General features: G+C 39.1%; 13 protein-coding genes. 6 read left to right on the top strand and 7 right to left on the bottom strand.

Features of this window, described 5'->3' with window-relative positions:
- Positions 1–2 precede the first annotated feature (2 nt).
- The 3 genes from H5120_RS09685 to H5120_RS09675 form a co-directional block, all read right to left on the bottom strand.
- Positions 3–389, bottom strand: coding sequence for an ACT domain-containing protein (locus H5120_RS09685; protein WP_002959696.1), 387 nt, complete (start codon positions 387–389; stop codon positions 3–5).
- 227 nt (positions 390–616) lie between these two features.
- Positions 617–2776: a phosphate acetyltransferase gene (gene pta, locus H5120_RS09680; protein ID WP_182674216.1), complete on the bottom strand. Its 2160-nt coding sequence runs from the start codon at positions 2774–2776 to the stop codon at positions 617–619.
- A gap of 1 nt (position 2777) precedes the next feature.
- Positions 2778–3992, bottom strand: a complete 1215-nt coding sequence (locus H5120_RS09675; protein ID WP_182674215.1) for an acetate kinase — start codon at positions 3990–3992, stop codon at positions 2778–2780.
- Positions 3993–4275: 283 nt separating this feature from the next.
- On the opposite strand from H5120_RS09675, the gene yfbV reads away from it, so the two are divergent.
- Positions 4276–4722: a terminus macrodomain insulation protein YfbV gene (gene yfbV, locus H5120_RS09670; protein ID WP_182196931.1), complete on the top strand. Its 447-nt coding sequence runs from the start codon at positions 4276–4278 to the stop codon at positions 4720–4722.
- Here the strand turns inward: yfbV and H5120_RS09665 are convergent.
- Genes H5120_RS09665 through xthA form a run of 3 tightly spaced genes read right to left on the bottom strand, consistent with a single transcriptional unit; the run spans position 4719 to position 6990 of the window.
- Positions 4719–5534: a putative RNA methyltransferase gene (locus H5120_RS09665; RefSeq protein ID WP_182674214.1), complete on the bottom strand. Its 816-nt coding sequence runs from the start codon at positions 5532–5534 to the stop codon at positions 4719–4721. The genes yfbV and H5120_RS09665 overlap by 4 nt on opposite strands.
- The gene (locus H5120_RS09660; RefSeq protein ID WP_024596545.1) at positions 5531–6178 is read right to left on the bottom strand and encodes an energy-coupling factor ABC transporter permease; all 648 of its coding nucleotides are present in this window, start codon (positions 6176–6178) and stop codon (positions 5531–5533) included. Before H5120_RS09660 ends, H5120_RS09665 begins: the two co-directional genes overlap by 4 nt.
- Before the next feature lie 5 nt (positions 6179–6183).
- The gene (gene xthA, locus H5120_RS09655; protein ID WP_024596546.1) at positions 6184–6990 is read right to left on the bottom strand and encodes an exodeoxyribonuclease III; all 807 of its coding nucleotides are present in this window, start codon (positions 6988–6990) and stop codon (positions 6184–6186) included.
- A gap of 240 nt (positions 6991–7230) precedes the next feature.
- On the opposite strand from xthA, the gene H5120_RS09650 reads away from it, so the two are divergent.
- The 4 genes from H5120_RS09650 to rluB all read left to right on the top strand — a co-directional run bounded on the left by H5120_RS09650 (position 7231) and on the right by rluB (position 10019).
- Positions 7231–7662 (top strand): hypothetical protein, encoded by a 432-nt coding sequence (locus H5120_RS09650; RefSeq protein WP_007582577.1) that lies wholly within the window; start codon positions 7231–7233, stop codon positions 7660–7662.
- 227 nt (positions 7663–7889) lie between these two features.
- Positions 7890–8411 carry an EF-hand domain-containing protein gene (locus H5120_RS09645; protein ID WP_002959711.1) on the top strand — a complete coding sequence of 174 codons (522 nt, stop codon included), beginning with the start codon at positions 7890–7892 and terminating at the stop codon, positions 8409–8411.
- A 151-nt stretch (positions 8412–8562) separates the two neighbouring features.
- Positions 8563–9153: an SMC-Scp complex subunit ScpB gene (gene scpB, locus H5120_RS09640; protein WP_002959713.1), complete on the top strand. Its 591-nt coding sequence runs from the start codon at positions 8563–8565 to the stop codon at positions 9151–9153.
- On the top strand, positions 9150–10019 hold the full coding sequence (gene rluB, locus H5120_RS09635) for a 23S rRNA pseudouridine(2605) synthase RluB (RefSeq protein ID WP_182674213.1): 870 nt from the start codon (positions 9150–9152) through the stop codon (positions 10017–10019). Before scpB ends, rluB begins: the two co-directional genes overlap by 4 nt.
- A gap of 81 nt (positions 10020–10100) precedes the next feature.
- Here rluB and H5120_RS09630 read toward each other — a convergent pair whose 3' ends face one another.
- Positions 10101–10847 carry a YciK family oxidoreductase gene (locus tag H5120_RS09630; RefSeq protein WP_182674212.1) on the bottom strand — a complete coding sequence of 249 codons (747 nt, stop codon included), beginning with the start codon at positions 10845–10847 and terminating at the stop codon, positions 10101–10103.
- A gap of 206 nt (positions 10848–11053) precedes the next feature.
- Between H5120_RS09630 and H5120_RS09625 the strand changes: the two genes are divergently transcribed.
- Complete coding sequence (locus tag H5120_RS09625) at positions 11054–13483, top strand: VolA/Pla-1 family phospholipase (protein ID WP_182674211.1); 2430 nt, start codon at positions 11054–11056, stop codon at positions 13481–13483.
- Positions 13484–13507 lie beyond the last annotated feature (24 nt).

Genomic DNA, 13507 nt, shown 5'->3' with positions numbered 1-13507 from the left:
TGCTATTGGGCCACCACGTTGTAACCATCTTTTTTTAAGGCATTAAGTGCTAGTGAGGCTGTTTGCTTTTTTACTAAAATATAATCGGTATCGTAGGTTGAGATTGAAAAAATAGAAATTTTAGCGCGTGCTAATACACCAGATATATTAGCCATTATTCCGGTCAGCGAAAAACCAAGTGGGCCAACCACCTCAAGTGCTTGCCAATCAGATTCGGTATCTAAACTCTCTATTTCAAAGCTACTAGGGCAAACAATAGATAGTTCATCCTGAGTTTTAGATATAAAAAATAAAGGAAGCTTTAGTAGCGCCGCAGGTATATCGGCGTCAACATCTAAACTGTGAATAGATAAAACCGTGCTGTGTAATTGTAATGTTTGTTTTGACATTAAACGCCTGCGATACAGCATTATTGATAGCTTTATAGTATAGATTATTGCCTTTAAGTTAAAGGTGTAAGCGTGACTAAAATGAGCATTTGGAAGTGGGTTTTAATAGAGATTAAAAACTTACCCACAATTTCTGTGGATAAGTATGGGGGTTGCAGGGTATAAATAGCCTAACTACTTAATTATTAAATAAATAATAGCTAGGCTATAAAAAGCACACGTTGTGTTTAATGTGCTATTAGCGCTTCTGCTTGGGCTGCCTGAATTGCAGTTAAAGCGATTGTATACACAATATCATCGACCAATGCACCACGGCTCAAGTCGTTTACGGGTTTGCGCATACCTTGAAGCATAGGGCCGATACTTATTAAGTCGGCACTGCGTTGTACTGCTTTATATGTTGTATTACCTGTATTTAAATCTGGGAATATAAATACAGTCGCTTTACCAGCTACAGGGCTGTTAGGTGCTTTTTTAAGTGCTACATTTTCCATTATAGCGGCATCGTATTGTAGTGGGCCGTCGATAATTAAATCAGGACGTTTTTGCTTTGCTATTTTTGTGGCTTCACGTACCTTTTCAACATCGGCACCCGTACCTGACGTACCCGTGCTGTAGCTTATCATGGCTACACGTGGCTCTATGCCAAATGCAGCTGCAGAGTCGGCAGATTGAATCGCTATGTCAGCAAGTTGTTCAGCATTAGGGTCGGGGTTAATTGCACAGTCACCGTAAACTAACACTTGATCAGGTAGCAGCATAAAAAATACGGAAGATACCAGTGATGATCCTGGCGCTGTTTTAATTAGCTGCAGGGGCGGGCGAATTGTATTGGCAGTGGTATTTACCGCGCCCGATACTAAACCATCTACTTTACCTTGCTCAAGCATCATTGTGCCAAGTACGACGTTATCTTGTAGTTGCTCTTGTGCTACAACGGCAGTTAGGCCTTTGCTTTTACGAATTTCGACCATAGGCGCAATATAATCATTTATAATACTTTTTGGCTCGATGATACTTACATGTTCGTTTAGCTCAATACCTTGCTGCTGTGCAATACGCATTATTTCTTCGCGATCGCCAAGCAATATAGTTTTAGCAATGCCACGATGACCACAAATAGCAGCCGCTTTAATTGTACGAGGTTCATTCCCTTCTGGTAATACTACGGTTTTATCTGCTTTACGTGCTTTATCGGTTAATAAATAACGAAATGCAGGTGGTGATAACTTACGCGTTTTGCCTACACTTTGAGCTAGAGTATCGAGCCAGCTTGAATTGATATGCTCTGCATTGTGATCTTTTACTTTTTCAATGCGTTGGTCATCATCATTTGGTACTTCCATATTAAAGTTATGCAGTAATAGTGATGTGCGCCATGTGTCGGCATCGGTTGCGAGTATTGGTAAACCGGTTTGCATGGCTTGTTCACACAAAGCCATAATGCGTGGCTCTGGCTCAAAGCCACCGGTGAGTAATATAGCGCCAAGTTTAGTGCCGTTCATAGCAGATAAACACGCAGCAACAAGTATGTCTGAGCGATCGCCCGGTGTTACTAATAAAGCCCCTGGCGTAAAATAATTTAAAATATTAGAAACCGTACGAGCACAAAAAGTAATACGACGCAGGCGACGATGAAGCATATCGCCTTCGTTAATTATTGTTGCTTTTAAATACGCGCTTAAGTCTTTTACGCGTGGCGCTACTAAGTCAAAATCCCACGGGATTGCGCCAAGCAACATAAACGGATTTTTTTTAAAAATAGGTAAAGACGCTAAACGATTTAACTCGTTTTCAAGCTCTTCGGGTTTGTAAGCGTCGACTAAATCGGCGCGTGCACGGCCTTCTTCATCAAGTGGCGCATTTACTTTATTAAAAATACAGCCCAGTACACGAGGATGATCGATTCCACCGTAATTACCTGCTGCAATTTCTAGGCGGTCTTCTATTTGAGTAATGGTGTAATTACCAGGGGTAAGTACAAATACAATTTCAGCGCCGAGTGTTTGCGCAATTTCGCGGTTTACACGCCCAGCATAAGGTTGGCGACGAGTAGGCACCATACCTTCAATAATAGCTACTTCATCGTCGTTTATTTTACTTTCAAAGCGTTCAACAATTTCCTCTAGTAGATCATCACCTTTACCGTCACCAATCATTTGCTCAGCATAATCAAGAGCAAAAGGGGTGGGTGGGTTAATAGGTGAACCTTGAGTGACTATTTGTGTTGATTTTTCAGGACCTGTTTCGCCTGAACGAGGCTGAGCGATGGGTTTAAAAAAGTTAACTTTAACTGTTTTTTGCTCAAGAGCGCGAACTAAACCAACTGATACCGACGTTAAACCCACACCGGTAGACACAGGAATTAACATAATACGACGTGCCATATTAAAGCTCCTTTACGATGTTAGCGGCATCAAGTGCAATAACCCACTCTTCGTTGGTCGGCATTACTACCACTTTGGGTGAAGTATTGGCTGAACTAATAATACCTTGATTACCAAAACGTGCATCAAGATTGCTCTTCTGGTCACAACTGAATCCTAGGAAAGCTAATTGATTAATGACATTTTCACGTATGATATCGGAGTTTTCGCCAATGCCGCCAGTAAATATAAGTGCATCTAAACGTTGTAATGGTACCATGTAAGCTGCAATTTGTTTGGCTAGTCGGTAGCAAAAAATATCCAGCGCTAAACGTGCTTGTTTATGTCCGGCAACAGCGGCTTCTTCAATCGTTCGGCAATCGTTAGAGAGTTCGCTAATACCTAGTAGGCCGCTTTCTTGGTTTAATAAATTATCTATTTGCTGAGCGTTGTAACTAAGCTGTGTGGTTAAAAAATTAAATAAACCGGGGTCAATATCTCCACTGCGAGTACCCATAACAATACCTGCCAATGGCGTTAAACCCATACTAGTATCAACACTTTTACCATTTTTTATTGCAGTAACAGAGCAGCCATTACCTAAATGAGCACTAATGAAATTACTCTTCTCTATAGGCTGATTTAATAATTTAGCAGTTTGTCCTGCTACATAGTAATGACTTGTGCCATGCATACCATAGCGTCTTACACCGTAGTCTGTATAAAGCTTATAGGGTAGGGCGTAAAGGTAGGCAACTTCATCCATAGTTTGATGAAATGCTGTGTCAAATACTGCTACTTGCGGTAAACCTATAAATGAAGCTTGTGCAGATGAAATACCTAACAAGTTCGCATGACCATGTAGCGGCGCTAAAGAAGAGGCTTTAGTAATACCGTTAATTACATCTTCATCAATTAAGACTGACTTTGTGAAATGCTCTCCGCCATGAACAACACGGTGCCCAACAGCAATAAGGTGCTCATCAAGGTTATGATCCTTTATTAAGCTTACAAGCGTATTTATAGCCTCAGCATGTGCTTGATTAGCCGCTAAGTCGATAACCGTCTTAGTTCCATTAAATTTGTATTTAATGGAGGGGGCTTTGGCGCCCAAGCGTTCAGCAAGGCCTGATATAATTTCGTGACCGTCGTTTGCATCAATAATGGCAAACTTTAAACTAGAGCTACCACAGTTTAAAACTAAAACATGTTGGGATTCAGGGGAGGTTGTTGGCATAGATTCAATTTCCATAAACAAATTTAGTAAGTGAACGTTAATACGTGATAGTTACACTTACGGTATTAAATAAAGCTAAAACAATTAAATGTTCAACTGCAAAGTGGTTAACTAAATGTTAAATATTTTACCTTATTTATGATGTTTAAGTTAGGATTGTTCGCCATTAAAGGGGAAATTTAAGCTCTTTTACTGAGAAAGTGTAACTCCCTCATTTTGTGTTACACTTTGGGTATAGCTCGTTTTCTATTGTATTTAAAAGCAGTATCTGTGAGGAGTCATGATGCAAAAAAGTGTGATGTCACAACTACAAACAGGCCGTTTGTATGGTAAAAGATGGCCAATGCGTAAAGAGCTTGCGCCTTTGTTTTTAGAGTTTAGAGTGATTAGAGCGACAGAACTTGCCATTACAGTAATGCCAATCTTGGCTATGCTAACGTTGTTTTTTCAGCTTAATTACTTAGGATCTGATTTTTTACCTCAAGCTATTGCGAGTGCATTGTTTTTTATATCGTTACCTTTACAAGGTTTATTTTGGTTAGGCAAACGAGCGCAAACGCCTTTAGATCCTGCGATGCAAAAATGGTACAACGAGCTGTACACTAAAATGGCGGCTAATGGATATCAAACGCAGTTAAGTGAGAACAAGCCCCGTTATATGGAGCTTGCTAACTTACTTAAAGATATGTTTGAAAAAATGGATAGAGCATTTACTAAAGAGCAGTTTTAGCGGGTTATACCATCATCTATTTTGGTAAACTGAGTAATATAAAATGATAAGGTGACATTGTGTTCACCTTTTTCTTCGAGTGCTGTCCAGTGCTCGGGTCTAAATTTCCATGCAAATGGCGTCATCATTATTAAGTTTTTAATATCAGTAAAGCTAAGCGCTACATGCTCTGTTAAAAGAGCCTGTTCTGATTTTTGAAACCCTTTTGGCGTGGCTATTTCAGTATGTTCGTTTACTACTGAATATATATACGATTTTAGCTCTTTTAAATGATAAGGGCCTGGGCTTGCTACCACTAATGTTGCGTTTTTATTAGCAAGACGTTCAATCTCTTCCTCAAACAAAGGTGCAAATACGCTAATAAGTACATCAGCAAATTGACTTTTAAAAGGCGCTTGGCTAATTGATGCAACACTAAAATGGCAATTAGGGTAGCGCTTTGCCGCATATTTCACGGCAGATTTTGAAATATCGACACCGTATACAACTGCGTCTGTTTTACTTGCTATTGCTTGGGTATAAAACCCTTCACCGCATCCTAAATCTATAACCGTATTCGCACTTATTCGACCGACTAAATCGCTAAGATTTTGTTGTAAAAAGCGGTAGTATCCACGCTCTAAAAATGCGCGTCTAGCTTGTACCATTTCAAGGGAGTCACCCGGTTGTTTTGAATTTTTTTGTTGTACTGGCAGTAAATTAACATACCCTTCTTTGGCAAAATCAAAGCTGTGGTTATTAGCACAACGAAGTGTTGAATCAGCTTTCAAAAGTGCGAGGTTACATAGCGGGCATTGATATTGTAGACTCATGAGTCTAGGTAGTCCTTATCGTAAAAAGTTTTTACCCAATGCGGGCGATAGGTGATCATAATTGTTATAGCCATGCCGTTGAGCATTGCTTCAGGAAACCAAATTATGGCACTTAAATAAACGTAGTTATCTGCAAGTTCTTGCCAATTGTATTGCCCTATAGCTAAGTAAAATAAAGCACCTAGGCCTATTTTTATACAGGCTATAAATCCTGCGGTTATAAACGCACAAACAAATATATAAACAAAAAAATGACGAGGTAAATATTGGTAACTAATTATAAAGCCAAGATAGCTCAATAAAATAGGAATAAACGCACCAATAAACAGTTGTACTGGTAACAGCTCAAGTTCAATTTGACCAAAGGCAGCGAGTAGCGCTGTGGCAAGTAGGCTACTTAAAATAGTCAATCGCCAGCCTAAAATTAATGTAGCAGCCGTAACACCTAGGATGTGTAAATCAAGGCCAGTTAAAATGCCAGCCTTTATTCGCCAAAGCACTGCAAACACTAACGCACATGCAAGAACTCCAGTTTGACGGGCTGGCGTATTAAGCAATGTTTTATATGTTTTTTTATCAAAGCTTAGTAGGGCAATAATAATTACAAGGGCCCAAAGTAGCCCTTGTATTGTTATGCTGAGCATAGTAATTACTTAAAGGTTGACCATATAGGGGCATGATCTGAGGGTTTTTCAATACCGCGCAGTTCGTAGTCAATACCAGTATCTATACAGCGTGCTGCAAGCTCATTAGTTGCAAGTACTACATCTATTCGAAGCCCTCGGTTATCTACAAACCCTTTAGAGCGATAGTCAAACCACGAATATTGATCGTCTGTTTCTGGGTTTTGTTCTCTAAAGGTGTCTTTAAAGCCCCAATTAAGTAATGTTGCAAGCCATTCACGCTCTACCGGTTGGAAAGAACATTTACCCGTTTTTAACCAACGCTTTGCATTAACTTCGCCAATACCAATATCTAAATCGGTGGGTGATATGTTGATATCGCCCATAACAATGACGTCTTGATCAGGGGTGTGGTTGGTTTCAAGGTGTGTCATTAAATCTTTATAAAATTGTCGTTTATAAGGGAATTTAGTTTCGTGATTAATATTATCACCTTGTGGGAAATAGCCATTCATGACTGTAAGGTCGCGACCGTTATCTTGTTCAACAGTGACGCTTATCATGCGTTTTTGCGATTCCTCTGTATCGGTAGCAAAGCCTTTTAAGACCGATTTAGGCTCTTTTTTGCATAACATAGCTACGCCATAATGGGCTTTTTGGCCATGAAAGTAGACGTGATATCCCATTTTTTGTACATCTTCTAGTGGGAATGCTTCGTCGTGAACTTTAATCTCTTGCAAGCCAATAACGTCTGGTTGATGTTTGTCGATAATAGCTTGTAATTGATGAAGACGAGCACGCAGACCATTGATATTGAAAGAAATCACTTTCATAAAATTTACCTTAAAATTGGATCTATTTAATGAATTAAATTGTATCAGTAAATACGCGTACATAACATGACTGAAATGAGAAAATAGCTGCACAAATGTTGATCAATTGGTGGGTAAAGTTTAAACATTGTAAATGCAGTATTAATTTTTTAAATAAATAAAAAATTCAATTGAACTTAACTTTATTGAATATATAATGCGCGAAATTCACTTATTTAGCTCGTTCAAATAGGATCTCTCATGAAAACACAACTACTTTTAGCTACTGCTTTATTAGCATCTGCAACTGCTTCAGCACAAAGCAATACTTACTTCAGTCAAGATAATAAAATTGAGTCTAAGTTATGTGTACTAAGCGCAAACGAAGGCTTTAGTGTTGCTCGTAAAGAAGCTGCTCAGCACGGTGTTTACTTATCTCGTTTTTCTAAAAGCATTTTATGTAATGGTGAAGATATTCGCGATATTGCTAAAAAAACGACATTAAGCAACGCATCAGTTGAGAAAGTAGAAGTATTTGCAAAAGATGCTCAACAAGAAACTCAATTATGTATGACGGCTTTAAAACAAGGTTTAGCACCTGTTCGTCAAAAAATTGGTAACTTAAACTCATTAAAATGTAATGGTCAAAACGTTACTGAGTTTGTTAAACGCTACCAAAACGCAGCAATCTAATTATTAGCTGAACTATATAACTAAAATTGAGATACCTGGTTTTTTACCGGGTATTTTTTTGCAAAAATTACAAGGTTGTTTGCAAAGCTTGCAAGCTTAACTTATTGAAACTGTTCAATAAATGCACTAATCAAGATTAAGTTGTTGATTCTTATAAGTTAACTATTATTGGCATTGGATTTGTATTAGTTAAAGTGACATTTAATTAATTACGAAGGATACGTCTTATGAAAAAGTTAACATTAGCAGCCACTATTTTAGCATCATTAAGCCTAGCGGCTTGTTCATCTAATCAAGGTCTTGAAAGAATAGACAGTGACTTTGCAAGTTTAGATAATGACAGCGATGGCTACATCTCAAAAGTTGAAGCTGATGACGATAGCATTTGGGGCCATTTTTCAAATATTGATACCAATATGGATAATGAAATTAGCCGCAAAGAATTCAACACTTACATGAAGTTAAACAATGGTAAAGTAGCCACTGATTCTGAAGTAAGTGAGTCGGCATTTAAAGCTGAAATCGCTAAATTTGATAAAATTGAAAGCAGCTTTTCAAGCTTAGATAACGACAGTAATGGATATATCTCGGTAGTTGAAGGTAACGATGATGATATTTCAAATCACTTTGGTTACATGGATAAAAACCAAGATAAGCGCATTAGCAAAAGCGAGTTTATGGGTTACATTAAAAAATACGGTAACGCAGTAGCTGAAGATGATGCACTAGAAGCCATTAAACACAGCTAATATTTGTTGTTTTAAAGAGTAAATTAAAAGCCAGTGATAATCACTGGCTTTTTCGCGTTTAAAATTTAGTTATTTAGTAGATATATTTTCCTAGTTTGGCGTTGTTCTGTCATAATAGATGGCTGTGTATTTTTATTTGTTAAGAGTGTGTATGGCGGGTCGGCGAATTAGTGATGAACAACTAGTTGAGATCATTGAAGCAGCTATTTTTGTTGCAGATAAGCCTGTTAGTAAACGCCACCTTAAAGACACTGTATTAATAGATTTAGCTATTTCTATGGCGCGAATAAACGACGCAATAGATACAATACAAGAACATTTTCAAACTCGTGGTATTCGCTTAGTTGAAGTGGGTAGTGGGTATCGGTTTCAGGCATGCAGTAGTTTAAGCCCTTGGTTAAATAATTTATGGCAAGAACGCGCACCAAAATACTCGCGTGCTTTACTGGAAACATTATCACTTATTGCATACAGGCAGCCTATTACACGCGGCGAAATTGAGCAAGTAAGAGGTGTTACTACGGGTTCGAATATTATTAAAACCCTACTGGAAAGAGAGTGGGTTAAAGTGGTAGGGCATAAAGAGGTTCCGGGTAAGCCGGCTTTATATGCAACTACTAAACAATTTTTAGATTATTTTTCGTTAACTGGGCTTGAAAACTTACCTGCGCTGCCAACAGAGCAGCAAAGTAAAATTAACCAGTTATTGAGCGATCCTTCTGTGAGAGAACCATCCGAATGAGTATACAAGGTGAAAAGTTACAAAAAGTCTTAGCCCGTGCAGGCGTAGGCTCACGCCGTGAAATGGAAAAATACATTGATGCTAACCGCGTTAGTGTAAACGGTAAAGTGGCAAAGTTAGGTGACCGTGTTGAAGAAACCGATTTGATTCGTGTTGACGGGCACACTGTAAAGATTGAAGAAAAAGCAGATAGAATCTGTCGTGTGATTATGTATAACAAACCCGAAGGTGAGTTAAGCACACGTAAAGATCCAGAAGGGCGTCGTACAGTATTTGACCGACTTCCTCGTATTGATGGTGAGCGTTGGATTGCGGTTGGCCGATTAGACGTTAATACTTCGGGTTTGATGCTCTTTACTAATGATGGTGAATTAGCTAACCGCTTGATGCACCCGAGCTATGAAGTAGAGCGTGAATACTCTGCGCGTGTATTTGGTGAAGTAACCAATGAAACGGTTAAAAACTTACTACGTGGTGTTGAGCTTGAAGATGGTCCAGCCAAATTCACGACTGTAACCCCTATGGGTGGCGAAGGCGTTAACCGCTGGTTTAACGTAACGTTAAATGAAGGACGTAACCGTGAAGTACGTCGTTTATGGCAGTCTCAAGATGCGGAAGTATCTCGTCTTATTCGTATTCGTTATGGTAAACTAGAGCTTGATAAGCGCGTGCCACAAGGTGGTTGGATGGAGTATGATTTAGAAACAGTAAACTACTTACGCAAAACCGTTAAATTAGGGCGCGAGACACAAACTAAGCTTTCTGTTATGCCTGAAAAACGCAAAGATAAACGCGCTAAAATCAACCAGATCCGCAAAGCAGTTAAAAAACACAATCAACGTGTTAAGCTTACCAAACGTAAATAATAAATTAGTTATTTATTGCACACAAAAAAGCCGCTAATTGCGGCTTTTTTAATGTGTTGTTTAAATTTTTTAAACTCTAAATTACTTTTTTACTTGAGCATCTAACGATTCGCCATTCACTTTACTAGAATCATCGCTCATCAAGTATAAGTAGGTTGGCATTAAATCTTCTGGTGTAGCAAGCGCTTCTCTATCTTCTCCTGGGTATGCAGCAGCGCGCATAGAAGTGCGAGTAGCGCCTGGATTAATACAGTTTATACGAATATTCGTTTTGCCTACTTCACATGCCCATGTTTGCATCATGCCTTCTACTGCAAATTTTGAGATGGCGTATGGCCCCCAAAACTCACGGCCTTTACGGCCTACACCTGATGACGTAAATACTATCGATGCATTATCAGACTTACGAAGAACAGGAAAAAGCGCTTTAGTGATCATCGCTTGCGCGGTCACGTTTACTTTCATTATGTTTTCGAACGTAGATGAGCAAAAATGTTCAAGTGGACCAAGTGACCCTAAAATACCGGCATTATTGAGCAAGCCATCAAGGCGGCCAAATTGATATTCTATTGTTGCAGCAAGGTCACGATAGTTTTGTTTAGTTGCACCTTTTAAGTCCATGGGCACAATTGCAGGTTTAGGGTAACCTGCATTAACAATTTCATCGTAAACACATTCAAGTTTATTAGTTGTTTTTCCTAATAAGATAACTGTAGCGCCGTATTTTGCATACGTAATTGCTGCTACTCGGCCAATACCATCACCGGCGCCTGTTATTAAAATAATTTTATCTTTAAGTGCGTTTTCAGCCGCTTGATATGTGTGCATAAAAGTACCCATCCATCTATTTTTTTTGATTTTAACATAGCGAAACGTGAAGTAATCGAATTTATTGTAAAATTAGGTGGCGAAAATAGAAACTTTACGTTAAGTTTAACTGGTCTAATGTCTCATTAATAACCTGATTACATTGTTTTAACTTAATACACTGATTAAACACACTATAAAAATAAAATATGTGCGGAGCCAACAATATGAAAAAAATGCTACTTTCACTCTCTGTTACAGCTGCTTTGGCAGGTTGTGGCGGCGGAGAAACGTTAGAAGATGTTAAAAACGACACAGCAACCGTTATTCCAACAGCAACGGTTACATTTGACCCTGCTGCAGGTATCTTATCGGTACCTAATGATTTATTAATGAGTGGAACCCAAGACGGTACACTTAATATTCCTGGAGAATTAGATGACGACAATGTGTCTATTTCTCGTGCAGCTTATGCTGACCCTCAGCTTGCTCTAGGCGCACTTGACGGTTGGTCTTCTCAGGTTCCTTATAAAATCGATTTAACATTTCCGCCAAATGTTAGCTTAGATGAAACGTCTGCTGGGACACCAGGTACAGTCCGTATTTTTGAAGTAGTAATGGGTGCAAGTTTAACTGACGCAGAATGTTCAGTTGTAGCTGCAGGTACAGCTTGTAAATTGGTCGGTGAGCTTACTTTTGGGGTTGATTTTGTTACTCAAGCTTCTGGTGATGCCGTTGCAATTATTCCTTTAAAACCATTTACGGCAGGTAGCTCATACATCAATGTACTAACTACTGGTCTTAAAGATTCATTAGGACGCTCTATCGAGCCTTCTTCTACTTATGGACTGGTTAAGCAAGAAGCGCCATTAATTACAGAAGCCCAACTTGGTTTGCAGGGCGCTGTTAACAGTTACGAAAATGTAGTTGTAAGTTCAGGAAATATAACAAAAGAAGATATTATTTTTTCTAGCGCAATGACTATTCAGTCTGCGGGGCCAGTACTTGGGACAATTAAAAAATTGCTAGCTGCAAGTTTGCAACAGCCTGCGATGCCAACGCCTGCGCTTCAAGTTCCTGAACAACCGATGGTAAATGTACAACAGGTATTTGCTTCTCAGGGTGTAGAAGTGTCTGCTGCTTTCTCTGGTGTGCAATATCAAAAAGGTAGCATTATGCTACCGATGTATTTAGGTACACCAACGGGTACTGATATTAGTGATTTAAGTGATACATATTGGCAAGGTATGTGTGATAACGCGGTGGCAATAATCGGTTACAAGGCCGTTGCTGGTGATGCATTTCCGACAGATCCTATTAGTGAAAATGATGGTTTATGTTCTGCATTAAGTGACGGGCAATTACGTGACTTAGGACTAGATAGCACACGTCATTTAACAAAATATAACTCCATTCCAAAAGTACAAAGCATGGCAAATGTGCCAGTGCAAGTTACTAAGCCTATTTTACCAATAATTAATGGTGTACGTGCGCAGTTACAATTAGATCCTATCGCAATGCCTGATAGCGGATGGCCAGTTGTTATTATGCAACACGGTATTACAACACAAAAAGAAAGTATGCTTGCTTTAACGGCGCAGCTTTCTATTCAAGGCTTTGCAACAGTTGCTATTGACCATCCAAGACATGGTGAGCGTGGAATAGATGTTGATGGTGATGGAACAGACGACTTTAATGCAACAACGGGTTCTGTGCTTAGTTACATGAATTTAAGTTCATTACTTGTTGCGCGTGATAGCTTACGTCAATCAGCGGCTGATTTATTAGGTTTACGTTTAGGTCTAAACTTTATTAATGATGCAACGATTAATGCGCAAGATGTAACTTACATTGGTCATTCATTAGGCTCTATTGTAGCCCCTGCATTTATTGCACAAGCTAATAACCCATTAGCGCCAACTGTCGACCCATTATTTAATGTAAACACAGTAGCACTTGCAAGTGGCGGCGGCGGTATAGCTAGCTTCTTACTAGAATCAGCTGCATTTGGTCCATTTATTCAAGGTTCAGTACTTTCACAAGCAGGTACAACAGAAGCTGATGAGTTCAACGCGTATTTACAAGTTGATGCAGTGTCTAACTGTGGTGCAGTATTGCCAGATATGGAAGCATATTTAACCTGTGGTTATAACGAGTATGTAGCTTCGTTAACTACAGCTGGTGAAACAAGTAAGCTAACTAATATTCAAGGAGTGTTTACTCAATTTGCATTTGCGGCGCAAACAGCACTTGATAGTGGCGATCCAACTAATTACGCAGCCACTGTGAAAGCATTAGGCACTCCTGTTTATACTAATGTTGTTGTGGGCGATGGTGTTGATAACAAGCCTGACCAAGTGATACCACCAATGGCAGCTAATAATCCTATTTCTGGCACAATTCCATTAGCTAACTTGATGGGTCTTGAAACAGTAAGTACTTCACAAGCATTGAGTGAAACACCAACAAGCTACTTAGTTAAATTTACTAAAGGGCATCATGGTTCTATATTAACGCCAGCTCAAGATGCTGCACAGGCCGCAACTGTTGAAGGCAGTGCTGCCGCTAATACAGAAATGCAGTTGCAAGTAGCTACTTACTTAGCTGCTCGCGGTCGAATGTTATTAGTTTCCAACCCTGAGGTTGTGACTAATTAATAACCAGTAAAATAATTAACCTTT

Source organism: Pseudoalteromonas sp. SR43-2 (assembly GCF_014163885.1).
GTDB lineage: Bacteria > Pseudomonadota > Gammaproteobacteria > Enterobacterales > Alteromonadaceae > Pseudoalteromonas > Pseudoalteromonas distincta.
The sequence above is the reverse complement of the archived record's forward strand: the minus strand, read 5'-3'. Positions and strand labels throughout refer to the sequence as shown.

Coding starts and splice junctions, on each gene's coding strand:
- H5120_RS09685 (WP_002959696.1), bottom strand. CDS start 389: ATGTCAAAACAAACATTACAATTACACAGCACGGTTTTATCTATTCAC.
- pta (WP_182674216.1), bottom strand. CDS start 2,776: ATGGCACGTCGTATTATGTTAATTCCTGTGTCTACCGGTGTGGGTTTA.
- H5120_RS09675 (WP_182674215.1), bottom strand. CDS start 3,992: ATGCCAACAACCTCCCCTGAATCCCAACATGTTTTAGTTTTAAACTGT.
- yfbV (WP_182196931.1), top strand. CDS start 4,276: ATGCAAAAAAGTGTGATGTCACAACTACAAACAGGCCGTTTGTATGGT.
- H5120_RS09665 (WP_182674214.1), bottom strand. CDS start 5,534: ATGAGTCTACAATATCAATGCCCGCTATGTAACCTCGCACTTTTGAAA.
- H5120_RS09660 (WP_024596545.1), bottom strand. CDS start 6,178: ATGCTCAGCATAACAATACAAGGGCTACTTTGGGCCCTTGTAATTATT.
- xthA (WP_024596546.1), bottom strand. CDS start 6,990: ATGAAAGTGATTTCTTTCAATATCAATGGTCTGCGTGCTCGTCTTCAT.
- H5120_RS09650 (WP_007582577.1), top strand. CDS start 7,231: ATGAAAACACAACTACTTTTAGCTACTGCTTTATTAGCATCTGCAACT.
- H5120_RS09645 (WP_002959711.1), top strand. CDS start 7,890: ATGAAAAAGTTAACATTAGCAGCCACTATTTTAGCATCATTAAGCCTA.
- scpB (WP_002959713.1), top strand. CDS start 8,563: ATGGCGGGTCGGCGAATTAGTGATGAACAACTAGTTGAGATCATTGAA.
- rluB (WP_182674213.1), top strand. CDS start 9,150: ATGAGTATACAAGGTGAAAAGTTACAAAAAGTCTTAGCCCGTGCAGGC.
- H5120_RS09630 (WP_182674212.1), bottom strand. CDS start 10,847: ATGCACACATATCAAGCGGCTGAAAACGCACTTAAAGATAAAATTATT.
- H5120_RS09625 (WP_182674211.1), top strand. CDS start 11,054: ATGAAAAAAATGCTACTTTCACTCTCTGTTACAGCTGCTTTGGCAGGT.